Source organism: Nocardioides sp. YIM B13467, from assembly GCF_042788075.1.
Classification (GTDB): Bacteria; Actinomycetota; Actinomycetes; order Propionibacteriales; family Nocardioidaceae; genus Nocardioides.
The window spans coordinates 4,157,938-4,182,391 of sequence record NZ_JBHZPJ010000046.1 but is presented as its reverse complement, the minus strand read 5'-3'; the positions used below and the strand labels follow the sequence as shown (position 1 = coordinate 4,182,391).

24 protein-coding genes are annotated in these 24,454 nt (G+C 68.9%); 13 read left to right on the top strand and 11 right to left on the bottom strand.

The genetic code is table 11. The features are described from left to right. Positions 1-176 precede the first annotated feature (176 nt). Genes ACFX43_RS27285 through ACFX43_RS27255 form a run of 7 tightly spaced genes read right to left on the bottom strand, consistent with a single transcriptional unit; the run spans position 177 to position 5,623 of the window. Positions 177-518, bottom strand: a complete 342-nt coding sequence (locus tag ACFX43_RS27285; RefSeq protein ID WP_378839204.1) for a transposase — start codon at positions 516-518, stop codon at positions 177-179. Beyond that, on the bottom strand, positions 518-1,468 hold the full coding sequence (locus ACFX43_RS27280; protein ID WP_378839201.1) for a PDR/VanB family oxidoreductase: 951 nt from the start codon (positions 1,466-1,468) through the stop codon (positions 518-520). Before ACFX43_RS27280 ends, ACFX43_RS27285 begins: the two co-directional genes overlap by 1 nt. Positions 1,469-1,497: 29 nt before the next feature. Beyond that, on the bottom strand, positions 1,498-2,250 hold the full coding sequence (locus ACFX43_RS27275) for an SDR family NAD(P)-dependent oxidoreductase (RefSeq protein ID WP_378839197.1): 753 nt from the start codon (positions 2,248-2,250) through the stop codon (positions 1,498-1,500). Next, positions 2,247-2,765 (bottom strand): aromatic-ring-hydroxylating dioxygenase subunit beta, encoded by a 519-nt coding sequence (locus ACFX43_RS27270; RefSeq protein WP_378839190.1) that lies wholly within the window; start codon positions 2,763-2,765, stop codon positions 2,247-2,249. The genes ACFX43_RS27275 and ACFX43_RS27270 overlap by 4 nt, the downstream gene beginning before the upstream one ends. Continuing rightward, complete coding sequence (locus ACFX43_RS27265) at positions 2,758-4,056, bottom strand: Rieske 2Fe-2S domain-containing protein (RefSeq protein WP_378839184.1); 1,299 nt, start codon at positions 4,054-4,056, stop codon at positions 2,758-2,760. The genes ACFX43_RS27270 and ACFX43_RS27265 overlap by 8 nt, the downstream gene beginning before the upstream one ends. Beyond that, entirely contained in the window at positions 4,053-4,448 is a 396-nt protein-coding gene (locus ACFX43_RS27260) for a hypothetical protein (RefSeq protein ID WP_378839180.1), read from the bottom strand. The genes ACFX43_RS27265 and ACFX43_RS27260 overlap by 4 nt, the downstream gene beginning before the upstream one ends. 29 nt (positions 4,449-4,477) lie before the next feature. Next, positions 4,478-5,623 carry an acyl-CoA dehydrogenase family protein gene (locus tag ACFX43_RS27255; RefSeq protein WP_378839176.1) on the bottom strand — a complete coding sequence of 382 codons (1,146 nt, stop codon included), beginning with the start codon at positions 5,621-5,623 and terminating at the stop codon, positions 4,478-4,480. 177 nt (positions 5,624-5,800) lie between these two features. On the opposite strand from ACFX43_RS27255, the gene ACFX43_RS27250 reads away from it, so the two are divergent. The 5 genes from ACFX43_RS27250 (at position 5,801) to ACFX43_RS27230 (ending at position 10,111) form a co-directional block, all read left to right on the top strand. Continuing rightward, a complete protein-coding gene (locus ACFX43_RS27250) occupies positions 5,801-7,318 on the top strand; it encodes an ATP-binding protein (RefSeq protein WP_378839170.1) in 1,518 nt (505 codons plus the stop codon). A gap of 70 nt (positions 7,319-7,388) precedes the next feature. Then, the gene (locus tag ACFX43_RS27245) at positions 7,389-7,913 is read left to right on the top strand and encodes a flavin reductase (protein ID WP_378839165.1); all 525 of its coding nucleotides are present in this window, start codon (positions 7,389-7,391) and stop codon (positions 7,911-7,913) included. 13 nt (positions 7,914-7,926) lie between these two features. Then, positions 7,927-8,190: a hypothetical protein gene (locus tag ACFX43_RS27240; protein ID WP_378839161.1), complete on the top strand. Its 264-nt coding sequence runs from the start codon at positions 7,927-7,929 to the stop codon at positions 8,188-8,190. Then, entirely contained in the window at positions 8,187-9,449 is a 1,263-nt protein-coding gene (locus ACFX43_RS27235; protein ID WP_378839157.1) for an amidase, read from the top strand. Before ACFX43_RS27240 ends, ACFX43_RS27235 begins: the two co-directional genes overlap by 4 nt. 17 nt (positions 9,450-9,466) lie before the next feature. After that, the gene (locus tag ACFX43_RS27230; RefSeq protein ID WP_378839154.1) at positions 9,467-10,111 is read left to right on the top strand and encodes a response regulator transcription factor; all 645 of its coding nucleotides are present in this window, start codon (positions 9,467-9,469) and stop codon (positions 10,109-10,111) included. Here ACFX43_RS27230 and ACFX43_RS27225 read toward each other — a convergent pair whose 3' ends face one another. The 3 genes from ACFX43_RS27225 to ACFX43_RS27215 all read right to left on the bottom strand — a co-directional run bounded on the left by ACFX43_RS27225 (position 10,112) and on the right by ACFX43_RS27215 (position 13,102). Then, positions 10,112-10,684: a nuclear transport factor 2 family protein gene (locus ACFX43_RS27225; protein ID WP_378839149.1), complete on the bottom strand. Its 573-nt coding sequence runs from the start codon at positions 10,682-10,684 to the stop codon at positions 10,112-10,114. Further along, positions 10,681-12,009 carry an MFS transporter gene (locus ACFX43_RS27220; RefSeq protein WP_378839145.1) on the bottom strand — a complete coding sequence of 443 codons (1,329 nt, stop codon included), beginning with the start codon at positions 12,007-12,009 and terminating at the stop codon, positions 10,681-10,683. The genes ACFX43_RS27225 and ACFX43_RS27220 overlap by 4 nt, the downstream gene beginning before the upstream one ends. 193 nt (positions 12,010-12,202) lie before the next feature. Beyond that, a complete protein-coding gene (locus ACFX43_RS27215; RefSeq protein WP_378839140.1) occupies positions 12,203-13,102 on the bottom strand; it encodes a LysR family transcriptional regulator in 900 nt (299 codons plus the stop codon). A gap of 98 nt (positions 13,103-13,200) precedes the next feature. Between ACFX43_RS27215 and ACFX43_RS27210 the strand changes: the two genes are divergently transcribed. From ACFX43_RS27210 to ACFX43_RS27180, 7 genes are all read left to right on the top strand, one after another. Beyond that, entirely contained in the window at positions 13,201-14,502 is a 1,302-nt protein-coding gene (locus tag ACFX43_RS27210; protein WP_378839134.1) for an MFS transporter, read from the top strand. Positions 14,503-14,531: 29 nt separating this feature from the next. Continuing rightward, positions 14,532-15,494 carry an MBL fold metallo-hydrolase gene (locus ACFX43_RS27205; RefSeq protein ID WP_378839129.1) on the top strand — a complete coding sequence of 321 codons (963 nt, stop codon included), beginning with the start codon at positions 14,532-14,534 and terminating at the stop codon, positions 15,492-15,494. 5 nt (positions 15,495-15,499) lie between these two features. Next, the gene (locus ACFX43_RS27200) at positions 15,500-17,107 is read left to right on the top strand and encodes an FAD-dependent monooxygenase (RefSeq protein WP_378839115.1); all 1,608 of its coding nucleotides are present in this window, start codon (positions 15,500-15,502) and stop codon (positions 17,105-17,107) included. A gap of 27 nt (positions 17,108-17,134) precedes the next feature. Further along, complete coding sequence (locus tag ACFX43_RS27195) at positions 17,135-18,349, top strand: homogentisate 1,2-dioxygenase (RefSeq protein ID WP_378839112.1); 1,215 nt, start codon at positions 17,135-17,137, stop codon at positions 18,347-18,349. A 109-nt stretch (positions 18,350-18,458) separates the two neighbouring features. Next, entirely contained in the window at positions 18,459-19,643 is a 1,185-nt protein-coding gene (fahA, locus tag ACFX43_RS27190) for a fumarylacetoacetase (protein WP_378839107.1), read from the top strand. A gap of 71 nt (positions 19,644-19,714) precedes the next feature. Beyond that, a complete protein-coding gene (locus tag ACFX43_RS27185; protein WP_378839102.1) occupies positions 19,715-20,659 on the top strand; it encodes a helix-turn-helix domain-containing protein in 945 nt (314 codons plus the stop codon). Between the two features lie 158 nt (positions 20,660-20,817). Then, positions 20,818-22,227 (top strand): aldehyde dehydrogenase family protein, encoded by a 1,410-nt coding sequence (locus ACFX43_RS27180; RefSeq protein WP_378839096.1) that lies wholly within the window; start codon positions 20,818-20,820, stop codon positions 22,225-22,227. 10 nt (positions 22,228-22,237) lie between these two features. On the opposite strand, the gene ACFX43_RS27175 is transcribed toward ACFX43_RS27180, so the two are convergent. Then, positions 22,238-22,801 (bottom strand): TetR/AcrR family transcriptional regulator, encoded by a 564-nt coding sequence (locus ACFX43_RS27175; protein WP_378839091.1) that lies wholly within the window; start codon positions 22,799-22,801, stop codon positions 22,238-22,240. A 194-nt stretch (positions 22,802-22,995) separates the two neighbouring features. Here ACFX43_RS27175 and ACFX43_RS27170 point away from each other — a divergent pair, with 194 nt between their 5' ends. Continuing rightward, positions 22,996-24,444, top strand: coding sequence for an APC family permease (locus tag ACFX43_RS27170; RefSeq protein ID WP_378839075.1), 1,449 nt, complete (start codon positions 22,996-22,998; stop codon positions 24,442-24,444). The last annotated feature ends 10 nt before the right edge of the window (positions 24,445-24,454 follow it).

Sequence of the window (24,454 nt, the reverse complement as noted above, 5' to 3'; positions counted from 1 at the left end):
AATACGTTGAGGATGGGCTGTCAGCCGTTGACTCGGCCGGTGGGGTTGTTGCCCCTGTTCTTCTCACGGTGTCGAATCGCGAGGAACGGGGCGAACTCGTCCCAGGCGTTGCGCCAGGTGTTGATCATCGCGGGATAGCGCTCCTGTCAGCGTTCGGTGAAGTCGGCGAACTCGGCCTACGCAGCGGTGATGGTGGGTGCGGTGTAGATCCGCCGGAGCCCGGTGGTGACCTTGCCCCAGTCCTTCCTGCTCGACAAACGCAGGCTGTTGCGGACCAGGTGGACCACGTAGGTCTGCACGGTCGCGTCGGGCCAGACCGCGCGGATCGAGTCCGGGAGCCCTTTGAGCCCGTCACAGCACACGGTGCACACGTCTTGGACACCTCGGTTCTTCAGATCGGACAGCATGGTGCCCCACTGCTTGGCGCCTTCCCCGCCGCTGGGTCCGACCCAAATCCCGAGGACGTCTCGAACGCCCTCGAGGTTCACGCCCATCGCAACGTAGAAAGCTCCACACATCAGTAGAGCTCGATCAGCAGCCGGTCGCTGGTGGCGCGAGAGACGCAGAGAGCCAGCTGGGTATCCCTGTCGGTGGTGGTGAGGCAGTTGTCCCGGTGGTCGACGGTTCCCTCCAACAAGCCCGAAACGCACGATCCGCAGACGCCTTCCTCGCAGGACTTGAAGACGTCGACGCCATTGTCCTCGAGGACCCCGAGGATGGAGCGGTCCGCGGGGACCTGGAACGTCTCGCCGGTGTCGAGCTCGACGGTGAACGCGCGGTCGCCGCTGGTGTCGACGTCGGCAGCGACGAAGTTCTCGATATGGACCTGGGCCTCGCCGACCTTGTCCGTGAACGTCGCGACGACCAGGTCCATGAATCCCTGCGGCCCACAGGTGTAGACGTGGCTGCGGGCGGTGAGCCGGGGCATGATCGTGGCGAGGACCTCCGGGTGCCTGGCCCGCGGCACGCCGAGGTGGATCCGGACCCGGTCTCGGAACTCGGCACGACTCTCGAGGAGGTCGACGAAGGCGGCCTCCTCGCGGGAGCGGGCGAAGTAGTGGAGCTCGAACTCGGCGCCACGGCTGTGCAGGTCGTACGCCATCGACAGCATCGGCGTGATCCCGATACCGCCCGCCACCAGGACGTGCTGGTCGGCGTCGTCGGCGACCGCGAGCAGGTTGCGCGGCTTGCTCACCTTGAGGTGGTCACCGACCTGGACCTCGTGGATCGCCGCCGATCCGCCCCGCGACCGGGGCTCCCGCTTCACTGCGATCAGGATCGACTCGGGATCGTCCGGGGGCATGCACAGGGAGTACTGCCGGAGCACGCCGGTGGGCCCGACGACGTCGATGTGGGAGCCCGCCGGATAGGGCTTGAGGGCCTGGCCGTCCGCGCGCACCATCCGCAGCGTGCGGATGTCCGGTGCCTCCTCGGCGATGTCGACGACACGGAAGACGATGTTCGTCATCGGGTGCTCCTGGTGTGTGCGGTTGCGGGTCAGCGGAGGTAGAGACCGCCGTTGGCGTCCCAGCAGGCGCCGGTGACGGATGCGGCGTCGGGGGAGGCGAGGAGGGCGACCATCTCGGCGATGAAGCGCATGCTCCCGAGACGGCCGACCGGGATGCCGGCGACGAGTCCGTCGAGCCCGTCGCCGACCAGCTCGTGGACCATCGGACTGTCCTGGGGGCCGGGGGAGACGGCATTGACCGTGACCCCGCGGGCCGCCAGCTCACGGGCAAAGACCTTCGTCGCCGACAGCACCGCACCCTTGGAGGAGGCGTAGTGGCCGCCGGTGGCGGTGCCGCCGTTCTGGCCGGCCAGCGACGCGATGTTCACGATCCGGCCGTAGCCTGCCTCGGCCATCGCCGCCCCGAACACCTGGCAGGCGTAGAAGGTGCCGTTGAGATTGACCCGCATGACCTGGTCCAGCTCGTCCGGGGTGATCTCGAGCAACGGCCGGGCCTGTGTGCGGGCCGCATTGTTCACGAGCACCTCGATGCCACCGAAGTCGGCCACGACGGCGGCGTGCAGCTGCTCGACCGCCTCACGCTCGGCGACGTCGACGGGGTAGGCACGCACCTCCGGGCCCTGCGCGGAGAGCTCGGTGGCAAGACCGGAGGCCGCCTGGCCGGAGATGTCGGCGACCGCGACGCGGTGCCCGCCGGCGTGCAGTCGGCGGACGATCTCACGGCCCAGCCCGGTCGCGCCGCCGGTGACCACCGCGGCCGGGGCCGATGCCTCGGCGCTCACAGAAGGAACCCGGCCGCGGGGACGGCGTCGTCGGCGTCGACGAGGCGGACCACCTTGCGAACGATACGGTCCTCGACAGGCGTCGCTCCGAGCCGGATCACGTGGTCCACGTCGCCCGCCCAGAGGTCGTGGCTGCCTCGCTTGTAGGCGACCAGGATCTGGGCGGCGCGCAATGAGACCTCGTCGTCGGACACGGCGGTCGGTACGAAGCGGGACACGGTGCGTACGGTCGTGGCGGCATCGACCGCGGCGATGGCGAAGCCCTCGGTCATCCGGGCCACGCGCAGCCGCCGCATCCGGGCGTCGTCGTAGACCATGTTGAGGATGTCGTCGAACGACTCGGCGTCGCGGTCGATCGGGATGGCGTAGACCGCGTCGTCGCTATAGAGGGCCTGCCAGGTCTCGTAGTCCTTGGCGTCGAGGGCGGCGGCCTCGCGCCAGATCAGCTCGATCGCGCGGACCACCCGCGGATCGGTCAGGGACAGCGCCGGGGTCTCCGGGAGGGTCTCAGTCATCGCTCATCATCTGCTTCCACTGCTGGTACGCGGCGCGCATCCCGGTCTCGTCGGTCACGTGGCTGGTGGGCCAGCCCTCGCCGGACGGCTTCTCGCGGCCCAGGCCGCGGTTGACCATGATCGGCATCTCGGGTGCGCCCTGCGCGCCGCGCTGTACGCGGTCCCAGCCCTCGGAGTCGTCCGGGGTGCCGAAGCCGAACGGGCCCTGGAAGTGCTCATGGGCACGCAGCCGCTCACGGTTGACCGGGTCGACGATCTCGGCCGGGCCGTCGGGGCCGAGGGCGACATGCTCGATGTAGGTCTCGTTCACGCTGATCGGCCGCAGCACACGGAAGAAGGAGATCGACATCGACACGTTCGGGAACAGGTTGAGGTTGAAGCCGGTGCCGTGCGCGGCCCGGACCAGCCGGCGGATCTCGGCCTCGTCGACGCCGCGCTCGCGCAGCTCGGCGACGAGCTGGTCGAACCGGGGCTGCAGCGGCTCGCTGCCGTCGTCGGTCTCGAGGTCGGAGTGCTCGGGCACCATCTGCATCACCGAGTGGCCATTGCCGAGGTCGTGCGTGACCGCCGTCGGGTCGGTCATGAACGACATCATCTCGGCGGTCTCGGCGTCGACCGAGGCCATCCACGACCGGTGCACGATCGGGAAGTGGTAGCCGTCGGTGGTGTTCTCGAGCTGGATCTTCCAGTTGCCCTTGAACTTGAACTGGTGGGTGCCGAGCACCTTGATCGGGTAGCCGCCGCCCTGCGCCATGAACCGGTCGATCCACAGCTTCGCGTCGCCGAGGAAGTCCTCCAGCGGCTCGATGTCCTCGGCAAACGTCGCGAAGACCATCCCGCCGTACGACTCGGTGCGCAGCTTCTTCAGGCTGAGCCCGGACTTGTCCATGACTCCCTCGTAGCCGTCCGGGTACGGGATTCCGCGCAGCTGGCCGTCCAGGCCGTAGGACCACGCGTGGTAGGGGCAGGTGAAGCCGTTGGCGTGGCCGGTGCGCTGCTCGCACAGCGAGGCACCCCGGTGCCGGCACCGGTTGACCATGGTGTGGATGTTGCCCTTGCGGTCGCGGGTCACGATGACCGGCTGCCTGCCGACGTACGTCGACTTGAAGCTGCCGGCCTTGGGCAGCTCGGACTCGTGGGCGACCCAGACCCAGGTACTCTCGAAGACCTTCGTCATCTCCTGCTCGAAGATCTCCGGGTCGGTGTACATCCGCCCGGCGACGCGGTCATCGAGCACCAGGTCGGCAGGGGGCAGGTCGTGGACGGTGTCGGCCGTGAAATCGGTGGTCATCGGACTGCGTCCTTCTTCTCGGGTTCCTCGTACTCGCGTGGTGAGAGGGCGCGGCCGATCCGCGCCTCGATCTTGGCGAACTTCCAGAGCTTCCAGGGGCTCGTGCCGACGCCGATGGTCCGCAGCAGGCCGCACGCTTCCTTGACCGTCTCCTGGGTGTCGACGTCGCAGAGCAGGTAACAGGTCCAGGGCCAGCCCTCGGAGGGACCGACCATGTGGGAGTCATCGTCGATGTCTCCGATGAAGTCGACCCCCGGCAGCGCTTTGATGCCGTCCATCAGGCCGACGAACGCGGTCCAGACGTCGCCGGGCTCGACCCCGCCCTCGGGCAGGTCGAAGAAGTTCTGGTTGATGCCGATGCAGAACAGGACGCGGAGCGGCGGCGCGTTCATGGGCGGTCTCCTCTCGGGTAAGGGGCGGTTCACTGGAAGGCGGGGACGGTGGGCGGCTGGCCCATCAGCACGGCGCCGGCGGCGTCGTACATCGCGGGCCCGAGGAACGCGTGCTGCTGGGGGACCAGGGCATCGCCGAGCAGCCACTGCAGGGGATGGGTCGTGCTGATCGCGCCGGTGCCGGACAGGTGGATGACCTGGTTCACGACCTCGGCCGCCGTCTTTGCGAGATGGGTCGCGGAGAGGCGCAGGTGGGCGTTGTGGTGGCTCGTGGCCGGGTCACCGGCGAGGACGGTCTGCCAGGTCTCGTCGGTGACCTCGTAGAAGTACGCCCGGGCCGACCGCAGGCTCGCCTCGGCCTCGGCGAGGCCGATCCGGTAGTAGGCACGGTCGGCGAGCTTCGGTGCCCCGGTGACGCCGGTACGTCCGGCCCCGACCTCGGTGGCGAAGTCGAGCGCGGACCGGGCGACGCCGGCGCCGACGACGGCGAGCACCTGGGCGGCGTACGCGAGGGTGGGGTAGCGGTAGAGCGGCTCGTCCACGGTCGGCTCGCCGCCACGGATGAAGGTCCACTCGCGGGGCACCTCGACGTGGTCGACGGCGAGGTCGAACGAGCCGGTGCCCTTCATGCCGATGACGTCCCACTCCTGCACGATCTCGACATGGTCGGGACGGAGCAGCGCGGTGCGCGGCTTGCCGGCCGTGGAGTCGTCGCCGGGGATGCCGACGCCGAGGATGTCCGCGCCCATGCACCCGCTGGCGAACTTCCAGCGGCCGTTGATCAGGAAGCCGGCCTCGGTGGGCTCCGCGTGCTGGACGGGGAACAGCCCGGCCGCGAAGCACACGTCCGGACCGTCGGCATAGAGCTCGGCCTGTGTCTCGAGCGGAAGAGCGGCGAGGTAGACCAGCGCCGAGCCGAAGCTCGCGACCCAGCCGGTGGATCCGTCCACCGCCGAGATCCGCTCGATCCGCCTCAGGAACTCCGCCGGCGGCAGCGGCTCCCCGCCGAACCGCTGCGGGGTCGAGGCACGGTAGATACCTGTCTCCTTGAGCCGGGCGACGAAGTCTCGCGACACGTAACGCTGGTCGCGGAACTCCTGCCGGCGGCTGGCGAGCTCCACCAGAACGTCCTCGAGCGGGACCGTCGCTGTACGGCTCTCCTGGGTCTGGACCATCGGGCTGCTCCTCATCGATCGGGTCTGTCCCCGACGCTAGGTTCGGGCCGGGGCAGCGTCGATTGGTCATTGCCTGCGGCGTCGGGGGATTCCCTCCCAGGGCCGTAGGGGATTCCTTCAGCAGCTCGGCATGCCAGGGGCTGCCGTAGACCGCGGGGCGCTCCTACGCTGGCCGGTATGCAGGTCGACTCCGCAGCACCCGAGCTGGTGACCGATGACTTCGTCGCGATGATGGACGCGTCCAGCATGTGCGTGCTGATCCACGACGCCGGGACGAAGAACATCCTGTGGGCCAACCGCGCGGCCTGCGACATGCTCGAGTTCACGGTCACCGAGATCCGGCCGCTCAAGGCCAACGACATGAGCAGCTCGGCCCAGCAGTACGACCGGGTCCTCGGACGGGCGTGGCTCCAGGACGCCGTCGAACGCGGTTCCAGCCGGATCGAGTGGCACTATCGCTCCCGGTCCGGCCGGATCATCCCGACCGACGCGATCGCCGTCCGGGTCGAGCTCGCCCAAGGCCCCGCCGTCATGGTGCAGTTCCGCGACATCGCGCGGGAGCAGGAGGTCGAGCGCGAGCTGAAGCTGACCACGTCGTACGTCGACGCGCTGGCGCGGCACACCTCGACCGTCGCGTTCCTGCTGGACGAGGCGGGTGCCGTACGCTTCGCCACCGACTCTGCGCTCAGCTACATCGGGCTGACCGGCGACGACGATCCGCCCGCGGGGCACCCGCTGACGACGTACGGGCGGCTGCGGAGGGGCGGCCGGCCGGTGTCGTGGGAGGACACCGCGGCGGGTGCTGCGCCGGTCGGGCCGGTCCAGCTCGAGCTGTTCGGCGACGGCGCGAGCACGACCTGGCTGGAAGGGAGTATCGAGCGGCTGCGTGTCCAGGAGGTCGACGCCTACCTGATGATCCTGCACGACGTCTCGGAGCGCGTCCGGGGCGAGGCCCGGCGTGAGCTGGAGCTGCGCCACGAGAACTATCTCGCCCGCTACAACGCGATGGGCGACATGGCGATGGCGATCGCGCACGAGCTCGGCCAGCCCCTGGCGGCGGCCGGCAACTTCATCGCCGGGATCCGGGGGCGCGCGACCACGCTGGCCCAGGACGGCGAGATGCCGCAGCGCTTCGCCGACCAGGTGGCGTACGGGCTGGACAGCGCCGCCCGCCAGATCGACCGCGCGACCGGGATCGTCAGCGCGCTGCGCTCGTTCGTCGGCCACCTCGAGCAGGTCGAGCAGGTCGTCGACCTCAACGAGGTGGTCCGCGAGTGCCTCTACTTCATCCGGCTCCGGGCAGCCGCGAGCGACGTCGAGTTGCAGGTTGATCTGGGCGACGTACCCGTTCTGGTTCGCTGCGAGCAGGTGCTGACCGGTCAGGTGGTGATGAACCTGTGCTTCAACGCGATCGACGAGATGGCCGCCTGCGACGAGGCGGTACGGCGGATCGAGGTGACCGTGCGGACCACGGACGGGATGGGCGTGGTCACTGTGGACGACCAGGGCCGAGGCTTCGCGCGCGACCCGTTCGCCGAGTCGTTCACCAGCAAGGAGGCGGGCAGTGGGATCGGTCTGGCGCTGAGCCATCGGATCATCACCCGCCAGCACGGGAGCATCTGGGCGGAGCACCGTGAGTCCGGCGGGTCCCGCTTCGGCTTCGCGCTCCCTCTGGCCGAGGAGCCGGCGGCCTAGGGGAAATCCTCAGCGGGCGGGGTGGAACTCTCGATATCTCGGCGGCCGGAGCCGGGCATAACGTCGAGACATGTCCGACGAGCTCACCACGAACCAGCGTGAATTCCGCGCCGCCATGGCGAACCTGTCGGCCGCCGTGAACGTCGTCACGACCGATGGCGTCAGCGGGCGGGCCGGGATAACCGTCAGTGCGGTGTGCTCGGTGACCGACACGCCGCCGACACTGCTGGTGTGCGTCAACCAGTCCAGCTACACCCACGACATCTTCCGTACGAACCGACGGATCGCCATCAACATCCTCGGCCGTCAGCACGAGGAGCTCGCGATGCACTTCGCGGGTGCGACCGGGTTGTCGATGGAGCAGCGGTTCGCCCTTCCCGCCTGGGACCACGACCGTCACGGGGTACCGGTGCTGGACGACGCGGCAGCCGTCCTGGTCGGACGCGTGGGAGCCGAGTTCACCCAGGGAACCCACACGGTTCTCTTCGTCGAGGTGGACCACGTCAGCGTGCACGAAGAGGCTGGCGCGCTGCTCTACTTCCAGCGCGGATTCCATCAGATCACGCCCGCGACGCGGGTCGCGGCGAGCGCCTGAAGCGGGGAGCCAGATGAGCGAACGTACGACGCTGATGTGCTACAACGACACCCACGGCTACGGCTGGCGCCATGTGGATCTTTTCGTCCACGACGCGGAGGGCCGAGAGCTCAACTGGGTGCACTGGCAGGTCCCCGCCGATGGCCCCGACGCCGCCGACGACGTCACCGCGAGGGTCGAGCCGTCGCTGCGGCGTACGTCCGAGTGGCGGCACGCGGTGAGCGCGAGCGGGATGGACTACTGGGAGGCGGATGCCGCCTGGGTGGAGGAGGCGTGACCAGGTCTCCGTGGTCGTTGCGTACGCTGGTCGAGGATCTGCGAACCGGCCGGACCACGTCCGAGGCCGTGTGGACACGGTTCTGTGAGCGGGTCGAGGAGACCGATCCGGCCCTGCGCGCCTGGGTGGCTCTCGCCGGCCCGGCCCCGGCGCCCGCCAAGGGACCGCTGGGTGGCGTCCCGCTCGGGGTCAAAGACATCATCGACGTGGCCGGGTTGCCGACCCGGTGCGGTGCCGCCGTACGTTCTGACGCTCTGCCGGCGGAGGCGGATGCCGCGATCGTGTCGGCCTGGCGTGCCGTGGGTGCGATCCCGGCCGGCAAGACCGTGACCACCGAGTTCGCCTTCTTCGCACCCGGGCCGACCGCCAACCCAGCAGCGCCGGGGCACACTCCGGGTGGCTCCTCGAGCGGTTCGGCGGCCGCGGTCGCATCCGGCCAGGTGCCGCTGGCGCTCGGCTCGCAGACCGCCGGCTCGGTGACCAGGCCCGCCTCCTACTGCGGTGTCGCGTCGTTGGTCATGAGCCATGGACGGTTCCCGGTCACCGGGGTCACCGGTCTGAGCCCGAGCCTGGACAGCCACGGAGTCCTCGCCGCCTCGGTGTCCGACCTCGCGCTCGCCTGGGCAGCCCTCACCGGCGCCCGGGACGTGGGCGTCGGCCCGCTCGGGCCTCCGCCGCGGATCCTGCTGTGGACCGCCGATCCGCTCGACGTCGTCGAGGAACCCATGCGCGCCGCGTTCGCCGCAGCGGTCGAGCGACTGCGCGCGGCCGGGGCGATCGTCGACCGGTTCCCCGAGGAGCGGCTCGTCGCGGACCTGACCCGCGCGCACCCGGTCGTGATGTCGTTCGAGGCTGCCCGCGAGCGTGCCGAGGAGCTGGCCAGGGCCGATGAGATCAGCGATCAGCTGGCCGGGCTGCTCCGGACGGGGGAGGCGACGTCCCTGGTGGACTATCGCGCAGCCTCCGAGGTGGTGGATGTCGGGGAGGGCGTGGTCGGCCGACTGCTGTCGTCCTACGACGTCGTCCTCGGGCCGGCCGCTCCCGGCCCCGCACCGCACGGGCTCGACGCCACCGGCGACCCGGTGCTCAGCCGAGCCTGGCAGGCCATGGGACTGCCGACGGTGGCGGTCCCTGGTCTGGTCGACGACCATGGGCTGCCGCTCGGTGTCCAGCTGGTCGGCCCCCGGCGCGGCGAGACGGACCTGCTCGGCCATGCCGCGTGGGTGGAACGACACCTGACCGGGTTGCTCCGGTCCTAGAGTGAGGGTGGTACCCCATGAACCCTTCCGACTCCGCGCAGCCCGTTGACCCAGTGGATCCGGTGGTCCACATCGTCGATGACGACGAGGACCTCCGGCAGTCGCTGGTTTTCCTGTTCGAGAGTGTCGGTATCACCGCGTTCATCTACCCGGACGCACCGACGTTCCTCGACGAGATGGACCCGGATGAGCCGAGCGTCGTCATCGTCGACGTACGGATGCCCGGACTGAGCGGGTTCCAGCTGCAGGAGCAGCTGGTGGCGCGGGGATATCCCGCGCCGGTGATCTTCTGCTCGGCCCACGGCGACATCCCGATGTCGGTGCGTGCCCTGCGCCAGGGCGCGGTGGACTTCCTCGAGAAGCCCTACGAGCCGCAGAAGATGCTCGAGGTCGTCCAGGAGCACCTCGCGGTGGCGGCCCGCCGGTTCGCCGAGGACCGGTGCCGCCGCGCCGTCTCCGCGCGGATCGACTTGCTCACCCCGCGCGAGCGAGAGGTGCTCCGCCTCGTCATCGCCGGGCTCCCGAGCCAGCACATCGCGCGCCAGCTCGGGACCAGCGTCAAGACGGTCGATGTGCACCGCGCCCGGATCAAGGCGAAGACCGAGGCCGAGAGCCTCGGCACGCTCGTCCGGGACGTACTGCAGTACCGCGTCACGGTCTAGTCACGTCCCGGACGGTCCCGGCGGGTCCATCAGGACCGATGTCGTCGGGTACGCCGAGGCGAAGCCGTCAGGCAGCGGCGCGACGAACACGTTCTCGGTGCGCGTACGCGTGATCCGCCAGCGGCCGTCGTCCTCGCGCCGGAAGGCGTTGTTGAGCCGGCTCGACCGCAGCAGGGCGGTGCCGTCGGCGAACAGCCACGGCTGCATGTGGATCCACTGTCCCTCCGCCCGGTCGCTGTCGACGTGGATCTGCTCCGAGGTCAGGTAGTGGGCGTTGAGCACCAGAGCCGGCGTCCGGTCAGGTGACCAGAACCGCTCGAAGTGGGCCCGGATCTGGTCGTGACCCACCGCCCGGCCGAACTGGCCGTCGTACTGCTCCCCGACGCCCTCCCATACGGCGTCGGGGGCGTAGAGGTCCATCACCAGGTCGATGCGTCGGGCATCGTCGGTCACGCCCGCCTCGGGACAGGGCGTGTCGCACAGGAACATGTAGCGGGCCTGCAGGCGGCGGATGTCCGCCTCCGCCTCCAGGACCGCCACTCGGCGCCGCAGCGCCTCCAGCTCGGCGGTCATCGGCCCGTCCTCGTACGGATCGGCGCGGTCTCGGGGAGCATGAGCAGGCACACCACGGTCACGGCCATCCCGGCGGCGAGGTAGTAGCCGACGGAGGCCGCCTGACCGGTCCATTCGATGAGCCGGTTGGCGACCGAGGGGGACAGACCGCCACCCAGCACCGCGCCGACCTGGTAGGCGAGACCCGCACCGGACTGGCGCTGCTCGGGGGTGAACAGCTCGGTGAGGAAGGTGATGAGCGGCCCGAACAGGAAACCGGTCAGGAAGAAGCCGCCGGCGATGGCGAGCGCCCACGTGGCCAGCGACCCCTGCTGGGCGATGGGAAAGAGGACCAGCATGTACGCCAGGACGGCCGCCGCCGCTGCGAGCATGACCGGCTTGCGCCCGAGCCGGTCGGAGAGCCGGGCGCCGGCTACTACGGTGACGGCGTGCACGGCGAGGCCGGGCAGCGTGCACCACAGGACCGACTTGATGTCGAGACCGAGTCCCTTGGGGGCGGGGGAGGCGGCGTAGGAGAGCATGAAGCCGGCCAGGACGAACATCACGGCGTTGAGGCCCATGTTGGCGCCGGCGGCCAGCAGCAGTCGGCGCCAGTTGTCACGCAGGACGCTCCAGATCGGGATGCGGACGATGTGCTGGGGCGTCTGCTCGGAGGCCAACTCCCGGAACACCGGCGACTCCTCGAGCGCGCGCCGGGCCCAGATCCCGAGCAGGAGGACGAGGGCTCCGGCGAGGAACGGGATACGCCAGCCCCAGCTCTGCACCGTGCTCGCCGGCAGGTAGAAGACGAGCACGAATGCCAGGTTCGCGAGGAGCGCGCCGAGCGGCGAGCCGAGCGCGACGAAGGCGCCGTACGCGGCTCGTTGAGGGAGCGGCGCGTGCTCCACGGCGAGCACCGAAGCACCGCCGAGCTCGCCGCCGCGGGAGAACCCGTGCACCATGCGCAGCACGATCAGCAGGACCGGTGCGGCGACCCCGATGGAGGCGTACGACGGGAGGAGGCCCATCAGGACGGTGGCCCCGCCCATCAGGTAGAACGTGATGAGCATGGCCCGGCGCCGGCCGTGGCGGTCGCCGACCCAGCCCATGACGATGGCGCCGAGCGGAGCGACGACGTACCCGAGCGTGTAGGTCGCGAGGCTCATGAAGGATGCGAACCAGGGATCGGTGTCCCCGGAGAAGAAGACGGCCGGGAAGACCAGCGCCGAGGCGACGGTGTAGATCGAGAAGTCGAAGAACTCCAGCGATGTCCCGGCGCCGGCGCCGATGGCCAGTCGTCTGGTCTGGGCGGGTGTGATGCGTTCCGGTGCCGTCGTGTCGGTCATGGGATCTCCTGGTGTGGTGTGGACCAAAGCACAGTAGGAATCGCGCAGGTCAACCGGCCATTGGAGGAGTCCTGCCCTGGGGTGAGGGAATCCTTTAGGGGCCTCACGTCACAGGTGCCACGACGACGCGGGGCTGTTGGGCATATGACGACCATGTGCCCCGGTGAGGGTGGCGCGCCCAAGGTCTGGCGTCTCAGCCCTGCCGACGCTGCTGGGAGAACTCGACGAACGCCGCCGCCCGCCGGTTGAGGCGGGCAGCCTGCGGCCAGATCACCAGCACGTGGGACTCGCCGACCGGATCGGCGATCTCCTTCACCACGACCTCGCGGCCCTCGTACGTGCGGTCGTTGGCAGGACGCTGCACGAGTAGTGCGTAGCCCATCCCGCGCCCCACCAGTGCCCGGGTCAGCTCGAACGTCGTCGGGCGGTAGCGGACGTCGGGTCGGATGTCGAACTCGTCGAAGATCGCCAAGGTGTTGTGGGAGCTGGGTGGCGCGTCGAGCAGAACCATCGGCTCGTCCGCCAGATCGGCGAGCGACACGGCCTGCTCGTGGGCGAGCCGGTGGCTGGCGGGTAGAAGGATGTGGGGCCGTCGGGAGTCGATGACCGCCCGCTCCATCTCGGGCTGGATCTCCATGTCGTAGACGATCGCCAGATCGAGCTCGCCGTGGAGCAGCTTGCGCTGAAGGACGTCTTGAGTTCCCTCCACGAAGTCGATGGTCAGTCCGGGGTGCAGCGCCGTGAAGTCCTGCAACAGCGGCGGCAGAGCCGTCGGGGCGAGCGTCACGTAGCAGCCCAGGGTCAGTACGCCGCTGAGCGCGTCGCCGCCCGAGGCGACGCTGGCGAGGTCCTCGGCATGCCGCAGCAGCTCCCGAGCGTGGCGCAACACCTGAGTGCCGGTCGGGGTGAGGGTCACGCCGTGCGCCTTCCTGCGCACCGCGAGCTGCACGTCGAGTGCGCGCTCGAGGTCCGTGAACGACTGGGAGATCCCTGGTTGGGATACGTGCAGGCGCGCCGCGGCGTCGCTCAGGGTGCCTTCCTCCGCGATGGCGACGAAGTACTCGAGCTGGCGGAGCGAGAAGCGAACACTCATTGGCTCACCTTATGAAGATCAGAGATTACTTGTTCTTTTCCACACTACGTGACGGCTGCCACAGTGAGTGAACCCAAGCCCGACCCGAGGAGCACCTCATGACCGCGACCCACTCACCGGCGTCGCCCACCACGCGGGTGAGCCCGCTCAAGGTGGCCACAGCATCGTTCGTCGGAACCGCCATCGAGTGGTACGACTACTTCATCTACGGCATGGCCGCGGCGATCGCCTTCGGTCCGCTCTTCTTCCCGTCCTTCTCCCCGATGGCCGGAACTCTCGCCGCGTTCGCGACGTACTCGGTCGGGTTCCTCGCCCGCCCGCTCGGAGGCATCGTGATGGGCCACTTCGGTGACAAGGTCGGCCGCAAGTCGATGCTCGTCACCTCCCTTCTCCTGATGGGGGTCGCGACCGCAGGTGTGGGCCTGCTGCCGACGTACGACCAGGTAGGGGTCTGGGCACCGGTCCTTCTGGTCACCCTGCGCTTCGTGCAAGGCATCGGGGTCGGCGGAGAGTGGGGAGGTGCCGTGCTGATGGCCGTCGAGCATGCCCCCGGGAACAGGCGTGGCTTCTACGGAAGCTTCCCGCAGATGGGTGTTCCCGGTGGGCTGATCCTGGCCAACCTGGTCTTCCTGCTGGTCTCCAGCAACCTCAGCGACGCCGGTTTCGCGGCCTGGGGATGGCGGGTGCCGTTCCTCGCCAGTGCGCTCCTGGTCGCCGTCGGCCTCGTGATCCGGTTCAGCATCACCGAGAGCCCCGAGTTCGAGCAGGTGAAGGAGTCGGGCGAGGCGGACCGGATGCCGATCGTCACCGTGCTCAAGGACCACTGGCGCCAGGTCCTGCTCGCGGCCGGAGGGTTCGTCGGCAACAACACCGTCGGCTACATCTTCATGGCCTACCTGCTCGGCTACGGCACGAATGTGCTGGGCATCGACCGCAGCCTCATGCTGACCCTCACGCTCATCGGCGCCTTCGCCTGGCTCGGCATCATCCCGTGGGCCTCGGCGGTGTCCGACCGCCACGGTCGCCATCGCGTACTGCTTCTCGGATCGGCGGGACTGGCCTGCTGGATGCTCGTCCTCTTCCCGCTCGTCGACACCGCGCGTCCAGGGGTGGTCCTGGTGGGCATCCTCGGCACCGCCTTCTTCCTCGGCGTGACCTACGGCCCGATCGCCGCTCTCTTCTCCGATCTGTTCAAGGCGAAGGTGCGCTACAGCGGTGCCTCGCTGGGCTATCAGATCGGGTCGATCCTCGGTGGCGGCCTCGCTCCGACCCTGGCGACGGCGTTGTACGCCGCCGGCGGTTCCTCGACTCCGGTGACCGTCTACCTGGTCGCCGTTTCGCTCCTCAGCCTCGGCTGCCTGGCGCTGGTGGCACGAGACGCCCGCGTCTCCACGCACTGACCCACAACCATCCTGAAAGGACCATCATCATGGCTGCCAAGCCTTTTGCCTCCTCTGCCGATCTCGGTGAGAAGACCGAGACCCTCGAGGTCCTCGCCGACGGCGTCTACGCGCTGACCGCCGAGGGCGACCCCAACGTCGGGGCCATCGAGGGGGAGGACTTCGTCGTCGCCTTCGAGGCCCGCGCCACTCCGGTCGCGGCTCGTGACTGGCTCGCCCAGCTGAGGGAGCACACCGACAAGCCGGTCAAGTATCTGGTCCTCTCGCACTACCACGCGGTCCGGGTGCTCGGTGCGTCCGCCTTCGACGCCGAGGTGATCGTCGCCCATGACAACACTCGCCGGCTCATCGAGGAGCGGGGCAAGGAGGACTGGGACAGCGAGTTCGGCAGGATGCCACGGCTCTTCCGTGACCCCGACTCGGTGCCCGGACTGACCTGGCCGGATGTCACGTTCAGCGACTCCATGACCATCGACCTCGGTGGTGACCGGGGCGAGCTCGTCCTGCAGTACTGCGGCCGTGGCCACACCGCCGGCGACATCGTCGCGTGGCTGCCACGGCAGAAGGTGCTCTTCGCCGGCGACCTCGTCGAGGCGGAGGCGGCGCTCTACACAGGCGATGCGTTCCACGCTGACTGGTCCACCGGCACCCTCGACAGGGTCAAGGCGTTCCAGGCAGAGGTCCTCGTCGGTGGGCGTGGCGTAGTGCCGCGGGGTCGGGAGGCCGTCGACGCCGCCATCGAGCAGACCCGCGACTTCCTCCTCGTCATGCGCGAGAAGGTCGGCGGGGTGCATGCCCGCGGTGGAAGCCTCAAGGAGGCCTTCGAGGCCACCCACACGGCGCTGGCGCCGAAGTTCGGTGCCTGGCCGATCTTCGAGCACTGCCTGCCGTTCGACGTCTCCCGTCTGTGGGACGAGTTCAACGGAGTCGACTGGCCGCAGGTCTGGACCGCCGAGCGGGACCGTGATGTCTGGAACGAGTTGCAGGGATGAGCTCGATGAGCATGCCCACCTACTCCGGACTCCCAGTTGCGGTCATCGGAAACGGTCCGGTGGGGCAGACGGCGGCGCTGCTGTTGGCTCGATGGGGTATTCCCGCCGTTCTACTCGACGCCCGTGTCGAGCGGGACACGGTCGGCTCGAAGGCGATCTGCCAGCAGCGTGACGTCCTCGACATCTGGTCGACCGTCGGCGCCGGCCGGATCGCTGAGGACGGACTGACCTGGACCACGGCTCGTACGTTCTACCGGGACCGGGAGCTCTTCAGCTGGTCCTTCGTCGACCGCGGCCACTCGCCCCTGCCTGCTTTCGTCAACGTCTCCCAGTGCCACTCCGAGCAGGTCCTGGACGAGCAGATCTCGACCCGTCCGCAGATCGACGTGCGTTGGGGCCATGAGGTCGTAGCGATCGACCAGGACGCGGACGGTGTGACGATCACCTGCGCCACGGCCGACGGGCGCACCCGAGTCCGGGCAGCGTACGCCGTCGCTGCGGCCGGAGCTCGGGGTGACGACGTCCGGCGAATGCTGGGGGTCGGCTTCGACGGCCAAACCTTCGAGGACCGATTCCTGATCTGCGACATCAGGGCCGATCTACCGGGCTGGGAGACCGAGCGCCGGTTCCACTTCGACCCGGACTGGAACCCGGGGAGACAGGTGCTGATCCACCCCTGCCCCGACTCCACCTTCCGTATCGACTGGCAGGTGCCTGCCGAGTTCGACCTGGACGGCGAGGCGGCCGACGGACGTCTCGATGCCCGGATCCGGCAGATCATCGGGGAGCGGCCCTACGAGATCGTGTGGAAGTCGGTCTATCGATTCCACGCGCGAAGCGTGGACCGCATGCGCGTCGGCCGGGTGCTGCTGTCCGGGGACTGCGCCCATCTGGTCGCTCCGTTCGGAGCCCGCGGCCTCAACTCCGGTGTCGCCGATGCTGAGAACGCCGCGTGGAAGCTCGCGTTCGTGCTGCACGGCTGGGCACCTGACGCCCTCCTCGACACCTACGATGTGGAGCGCCTCTCGGCGGCCCACGAGAATCTCGAGGTCACCAGCGACACGATGCGCTTCCTCGTCCCGCAGGACGAGTTCGAGAGGGAGGCGCGCCGAAGCCTGCTGGAGGAGGCGGTCACGAGCTCCGAGGCTCGCTCGCGCGTCGACAGCGGTCGCTTCGCCGAGCCGTTCTGGTACCTCGACTCCCCACTGACCACGAGCGACCCGGTGCGAGCGTTCGCCGGCCGGCCGCCTCGCGGCGAGATGCCCGCCGTCGTCCCCGGCGTTCTCGTGCCGGACGCTCCGGTGATCGTGCACGACCGTCCTGACGTGGTCCGGCTGCGCCAGCTGGTACGCGACGGCGTACTGGCCCTCACCACCGACGGCGTCGACGCTGCCGAGACCGCCATCGCGCTCAAGGCGGCCACCGATGCGCCGTCTCGCGTGCTTCGGCTTGCCGACATCGACCCCGAGGGCACGCTGGGGGGCGCGCTCGGTGCGGGGCCGGGCGAGACCTGGCTGATCCGTCCCGACGGGCACGTCGCCGCCGTGCTCACCTCTGCCACCCCGGGCGACCTGGACGCCGCCACCCGCCGCGCCATCGGTGTGGCGTCCTGACGGTCACGAGAAAGACAGGAAACCGACATGCCGTACTACCGATCCGTGGGACACGTCCCGCAGAAGCGCCACACCCAGCACCGCGCCGCCGACGGCAGGCTGTACTTCGAGGAGCTGATGGGGGAGGAGGGGTTCTCCTCCGACTCCTCGCTGCTCTACCACCGCAGCATTCCCTCGGCGATCAGCGAGTACCGGGCCTGGGAGCTGCCCGACCTGTCCACTGTCGCGAACCATCCGCTGGTGCCGATCCATCTCTCCACGCACAAGCTCTTCGACGAGAGCGTCACCGGTGTCGACGCAGTCACCGGTCGCCGGCTACTGCTCGGCAACGCCGACGTACGCCTGTCGTACGTGGTGGCCGACTCCACCTCGCCCTACTACCGCAACGCCATCGGCGACGAGTGCCTCTACATCGAGGCTGGCGAGGCCGTCGTCGAGACCGTCTTCGGAGACCTCGAGGTCGGGGAGGGCGACTACGTCATCATCCCGCGGGCCACGACCCATCGGATCGTGCCGAAGGGCCGTGTGCGGATCTACGCGATCGAGGCCAACTCGCACATCACGCCGCCGAAGCGCTACCTGTCGCGGTTCGGTCAGCTGCTGGAACACGCGCCGTACTGTGAGCGCGACCTTCGTGGCCCCGAGGAGCCACGGATGGTCGACGGGGTGGACGTGGAGGTCTACATCAAGCACCGCGGCCCCGGCCCCGGCGGTCTCGCCGGCACCATCCACGTGCTGCCCGACCATCCGTTCGACGTGGTCGGCTGGGACGGCTGTCTCTACCCCTATGTCTTCAACATCGCCGACTACATGCCGATCACCGGCAAGGTGCACCAGCCACCGCCGGCCCACCAGGTCTTCGAGGGCAACAACTTCGTGATCTGCAACTTCGTGCCGCGCAAGGTGGACTACCACCCGCTGTCGATTCCGGTGCCGTACTACCACTCGAACGTCGACTCCGACGAGGTCATGTTCTACTGCGGTGGAGACTACGAGGCGCGTAAAGGATCGGGCATCGGCCAGGGCTCGATCTCACTGCACCCGGGCGGTCATCCGCACGGTCCGCAGCCGGGCGCCTACGAGCGCTCGATCGGGGCTGAGTTCTTCGACGAGCTCGCTGTCATGGTCGACACCTTCCGCCCACTCGAGCTCGGCGAGGGCGCCCGGGCCACCGACGACGGCGTGTACGCCTACTCCTGGGTGCGCGGTGACCACGCGGAGACGGGGTCGACAGACGGATGAGCGCCTTCAAGGCCACCGCGGGCTGCACCACGCCCTGCGCAACATCGATCCCGATCGAGGACATGGTCGGCCTCGGTCTGCTGGACACCCACCTCATGAAGGACCTGTGATGACCCGACTGACCGTGCCCGACGACGACCTCTTCGGCCTGCACAACCTCCCCTACGGCGTCTACTCCGTGCCCGGACAGGAGCCGCGTGTCGCCGTACGCTACGGCGGCCACGTGGTTGACGTCGGCCTGCTCCTCGGCGACGAGGAGACCTTCGGCCGGTCCACGCTCAACACCTTCATGGCGCAAGGCCGGGAGCGCTGGAACAAGGTCCGTGCCGCCATCACCACGGCGCTGGGTTCCGATGTGCCGGAGGCCGCGGTGCATCCCGTGGACGCGGTGACCCTGCACCTGCCGTTCGAGGTGGCTGACTATGTCGACTTCTACGCCTCCGAGCACCACGCATCGAACCTCGGGCGGCTGTTCCGGCCCGACAACCCGGACCCGCTGACCCCGAACTGGAAGCACTTGCCGATCGGCTACCACGGACGTTCAGCGTCGATCGTCGTGTCGGGCACCGACATCGTGCGGCCATCCGGGCAGCGGAAAGGACCGCAGGACGAGGCGCCGCTCTTCGGGCCCTCGATCCGGCTCGACATCGAGGCCGAGCTCGGTTTCGTGGTCGGCACCGGAAGCCCGATGGGCGAGCCGGTCCCGGCCGAGCACGCTGACGACCACATCTTCGGAGTGGTGCTCTTCAACGATTGGTCGGCCCGCGACATCCAAGCCTGGGAGTACGTCCCGCTCGGACCCAACCTCGGCAAGTCGTTCGCCTCGACGATCTCCGCGTGGGTGGTCCCGATGCTCGCCCTTGTAGCCGCCCGCGTCGACACGCCCGCCCAGGAGCCCGAGGTGTTCCCCTATCTCGCGCTCGAGAGGCCGTGGGGTCTCGACATCGACCTCGAGGTGGTGTGGAACGGCCACGTCGTGAGCCGGCCGCCGTACGCCGCGATGTACTGGTCACCGGCCCAGATGCTCGCCCACCTGACGGTCAACGGCGCCCCGACGCGTACCGGCGACGTCTTCGCCTCGGGCACCATCTCCGGGCCGGGAAAGGACGAGCGGGGCGCCTTCATCGAGCTCACCTGGGATGGTCAGCAGCCCGTCGAGGTCGGCGGTGTGGAACGTACGTTCCTCGAAGACGGCGATGAGGTCAGCCTCACGGCCACCGCTCCGGCCGTTGGAGGGCGCCGCCTCGGCCTGGGTGAGGCACGTGGACGTGTGGTCCCCGCCAAGTGGCGGTAAAGAAACTAGCCACTTGACAAGTTATCGGCCTCGCTGGACGCTGTGTCCACAGGAGTCTCACGGAGGAAGCCATGACGCTGGTCGTCGATACCGCGGACCACACTGCCGCGGATAGGTTCGAAGCGTTTCGCGAGGCTGCCTCGACGACCTTCGTCCCCCTGGCTGTGGAGCCCGCCGGCGATCGACGGCCGTTCAGTGGTCGGATCGCGTCGGGACAGGTCGGGATGCTCCAGATCACGGCGGTGGAGGCATCGCCCCACATTGTGCGCCGCCTGACCGGGGACGATGGAGGACGCTTCCTCAAGGTGGGTCTTCAGATCGCCGGCGAGGCCACCTTGCGGCAGGTCGGACGGACATCTGTGCTGAAGCCAGGCGATATCGCGGTCTACGACACGGGCAGGCCCTACGACCTGATCTTCTCCGAGGACTACCGCATGCTCGTGCTGATGTTCCGTCGTGACCTGCTCCGCATCCCGGACCGCCAGCTGGCCGAACGTGTGGCGCGCCCGCTCGCGAGCGTTTCCGGAAGCGGGGCCCTGCTGGCTCATGCCGTGCGTGAGGTGGCAACCCAGATGCGGCGGGGCACCCTCCAAGGGCAACGGCATGTCGGTGACGCGCTCCTGAGCCTTCTGGCTGCCTGTCTTGACGAGCCGGAGGTGGACCCGCGGTCACTCGGCCGCCGCCTCTCTGTGCTCCGCGACCGGGTCGATGCGTACATCGACGCCCACCTCGCCGACCCGGGTCTGGACGCACGCCGAGTCGCCGGAGCCCACTCTGTCTCCCTGCGGCAGCTGCAGAAGGCGTTCGAGCAGGACGGTGAGGGGGTGGCTGGTCGGATCCGGACCCTGCGCCTAGAGCGATGCGCCGCAGCGCTGGCAGATCCTCTGGAGAAGCGGACCGCCGCAGCTGTCGGTGCGCGGTGGGGGTTCCCCGATCCCGGTCACTTCTCCCGCGTCTTCCGTGCCCGTTATGGGCAGCCGCCGGGGGAGTACCGCGCTCGGCATCAGTCGCAGTAGCGATCTCGTCGGCGTGGTGGCAGGTGTTCGCCGCGGCCCTCTCAGCCGTGCACGATCTGCCCATCGTTGTGCGTCATCGTCCAATGTCCCGCTCGGCCGTGGCGTCCAGGATGGGTCGCAGAGAGTGTGACTGCGGTCACGTGACGAAGGAGTTTCCCATGCCCATTCACGACGTCGAGTCGCTGCTGGCCAGGGTCGCCGACCCGGCCGGTGACGCGATCCTGGACCCGGCGACGGGGGACGAGGTCGGCCGAGCGCCGGTCCGGTCCGTCGACGACCTGGACCGGGCGGTAGCGAACGCCCGCCTGGCACAGCCTGCCTGGGCGGCCCGCGCCGACGAGGAGCGAGTTCGGCTCCTGAACCAGGCCGCAGACGCGGTCGAGGCCAACGCCGCCGCGTTGGCCGAACTGCTCTCTCGCGAGCAGGGAAAGCCGCTCGACGGGATCGGGGCACGGTTCGAGGTCGGTGGCTGCGCGGCGTGGCTGCGCGCCACCGCCGGGATCGAGCTCCCCGGGGGCCCGCTGCAGGCCGGCGACGACGTCCGTGCGGAGGTGAGGTACCGACCCGTCGGCGTGGTCGGGGCGATCGGTCCCTGGAACTGGCCGATGCTCATCACGATCTGGCAGATCGCTCCGGCGCTCAGGATGGGCAACACGGTGGTCGTCAAGCCGTCGGAGTACACCCCGTTGAGCGTGCTGGCACTGGTCGAGGTGCTCAACGAGATCTTCCCGGACGACGTGCTCACGGTGGTGCCGGGAGGCGGTGACATCGGTGCCCGGCTGACCTCGCACCCGGACGTCGGCAAGATCATGTTCACCGGATCCACGGCTACAGGTAGGGCGATCATCCGTGGCTCGGCCGACGGGGTGAAGCGCCTGACGTTGGAGCTCGGGGGCAACGATGCCGGCATCGTGCTGCCAGACGCGGACCCCCGCGCGATCGCGGAGGGTCTCTTCTGGGGGGCCTTCATCAACACCGGGCAGACCTGCGCGGCGCTCAAGCGGCTCTATGTCCACGCAGACATCTACGACGAGGTGTGCGCCGCCCTGGTGGAGGTCGCCGGCAGGATGCCGATGGGTCGGGGCCTGGACGAGGGCAACGTCCTCGGGCCGCTGCAGAACCGCGCGCAGTACGACATCGTCGACGGGCTGGTCGAGGCCGCCCGGGAGTCCGGTGCCAAGATCCTCCTGGGCGGAGATCCTGACCCGAAGGCTCCCGGCTACTTCTACCCGACGACTCTCGTCGGCGACATCGCGAACGACAACCCCCTCGTCGCAGAGGAGCAGTTCGGCCCGGCCCTCCCGATCATTCGTTACCACGACGTGGAGGAAGCGGTCCTGATGGCCAACGGCCTCGACGTCGGGTTGGGAGCCTCCGTCTGGAGCGCCGATCCTGAGAGGGCACGGGAGGTGGCGGCGCGGCTCGAGGCGGGAACGGTGTGGATCAACGCCCACGGGATGGTGAACCCGCTCGTCCCGTTCGGCGGTGTCAAGACGTCCGGTTTCGGGCTGGAGTTCGGCGTCGAGGGCCTGAAGGGTGTCGCCCTTCCTCAGGTTCTCAACGGCTAGGTCGTCGGGGTCACTGTGCCCCGGCGGCGCGCAGGAGGGCTCGCAGGGCCGTGAGCCCGGCCTCGGTGTCCTCTGGGCGGTCTTCGGTGACCTGGTGGAACACCAGGCCGTCGAGGGTTGCGAAGACGGCGAGGTCCAGGTCGGAGACATGACCGATTCCCATGCCGTCGAGCGCCTTCCGAACGGCGCTGCGGTAGGCGTCGTTCTGCTCACGGATGAATCGTGTCAGCTCGGGGCGCCGCCGGGCTTCGAGACTGAGCTCGTACTGGAACGCCTGGATCTCGGGGTCCGCGGCGACGAGATCCACCAGCCCACGGGCGAAGTCGTCGACGGAGCCGGTCGGCGACTCCAGCTCTGATTCAGCCACGCTGCGCTCGACGACGTACCGCATCGCCGCTTCGATGAGTGCGTCTCGACTACCGAAATGGTGTCCCACCAGCCCGTGGGTCACCCCGGCCTCCTCCGCCACTGCCCGATTGGTCAGCTTCCGCAGCCCCGCACGGGCCACGACCCTGACCGTCGCTTCGAGAAGTGCCTCCCGGCCGCCTCCGTAGGACACGGTGCGAGCGGTCATGTGGGTCCTCCAACGTCGGTGTCGTGGTCGCGAATATAGCCAAACGCGCAGCGGTATCCGGGCGGCAGCCGCCGCCGAACGTGCGTCAAGTCTTCGTTAAATCCCAACTTGTCAATTGACAAGTTGCATCAGAGCCAGTGTTACTTGCATCAATACTATCCAATTGGAAAGTTTCAAACCGATCGAGGTCGACAATGTCCCAGACCACTGAGTCAGCTGCGAGCCAGCACACATCCCTCCGCAAGGACGCGGTCGGACTTCTCGGCATCCTCTTCTTCGTTCTCTCGGCACAGGCGCCCCTGACCGGGGTCGTCGGCGCCGCCGCGCTGGCGGTGGCGCTCGGCAACGGTGCCGGTGCCCCCGGTGCGTACGTCATCGTCGGCGCCGTGCTGCTGCTCTTCAGCGTGGGGTACACCACGATGGCGCGGCGGGTCGACTGCCGCGGAGGGTTCTATGCCATCGTGCGGGCCGGCCTGGGGCGCGATGTCGGATCGATCGCCTCCTGGCTCGCGCTGATCAGCTACACCACCATCCAGGCGGCCATGTACGGCCTCTACGGCGTCACCACGGCCGGGCTCCTGCAGGCACACCTCGGTCTCGCCGTGCCGTGGTGGGTCGTGGTCGCGGTCACCGGAGTGATCGTGTACGGCCTCGGCGTGTGCAACATCGAGGCCGGGGCACGAGTCTTGGCGGTGCTCGTCATCGGCGAGGTGACGATCCTGCTGGCGATGAGCGCCGGTGTCCTGATGACCGGGGGAGGCCCTGACGGTCTTGACCTGGCGGCAAGCTTCTCTCCCGGCGCCATACTGGTCGGCGCTCCCGGCATCGCCATCCTGTTCGCGATCGCGTCGATGTTCGGCTTCGAGTCGACCGCGATCTACGCGGGGGAGGCCAAGGACCCGAACCGAACGATCCCGCGGGCGACCTACACCGCGGTCGTGGCCATCGCGCTGTTCCTGGCGTTCCTGATGTGGATCCTGATCACCTATTACGGCGCCGGTGCGGCTCAGCAGAGAGCGCTCGAGACTCTGGCCGACGACCCCGCGTCGTTCGTACTCGTTCCCATGACCGAGATCCTCGGCTCGTGGGCCGCCGACGTCGCCGCCGTGTTGCTGAGCACCTCACTGTTCGCGGGCATCCTGGCGTTCCACAACGTCATCAACCGTTACCTGCACGCGATGGCGCTCAACGGTGAGCTTCCCAACCGACTGGCGCAGACGAACCGTTTCCAGGCACCGGCGGTCGCAGCCGCCGTCCAGACGGTCTCGGTGACGTTGGTGGTAGCGCCCTTCGCGGTCGCCGGCCTGGATCCGCTCACGACGCTCTTCGCCTGGCTGAGCGGCCAGGCGGTCGCCACGCTGGTGGCCCTCTACCTGCTCACCTCCGCGGCGATCATCGCGTACTTCCGCCGAAACCCGGGCGCCACCACGTGGACCGGGGTGGTGGCTCCCGCGCTGTCGGTCGTGTGCATGACCGGCGAGCTCGCGCTCATCGCAGGCAACTTCCAGGTCTTGACCGGCGGCAGCGTCACCACCTGCGTCCTGCTTCTCGGGTCGGTGCCGGTCGTCGCGCTCGCCGGCTGGCTGGTGGCGCGAGGCGCGCGCCGCCCGGTCGGCATGCCCACACCAGAACTCGTCGACTGACCCCCACGAC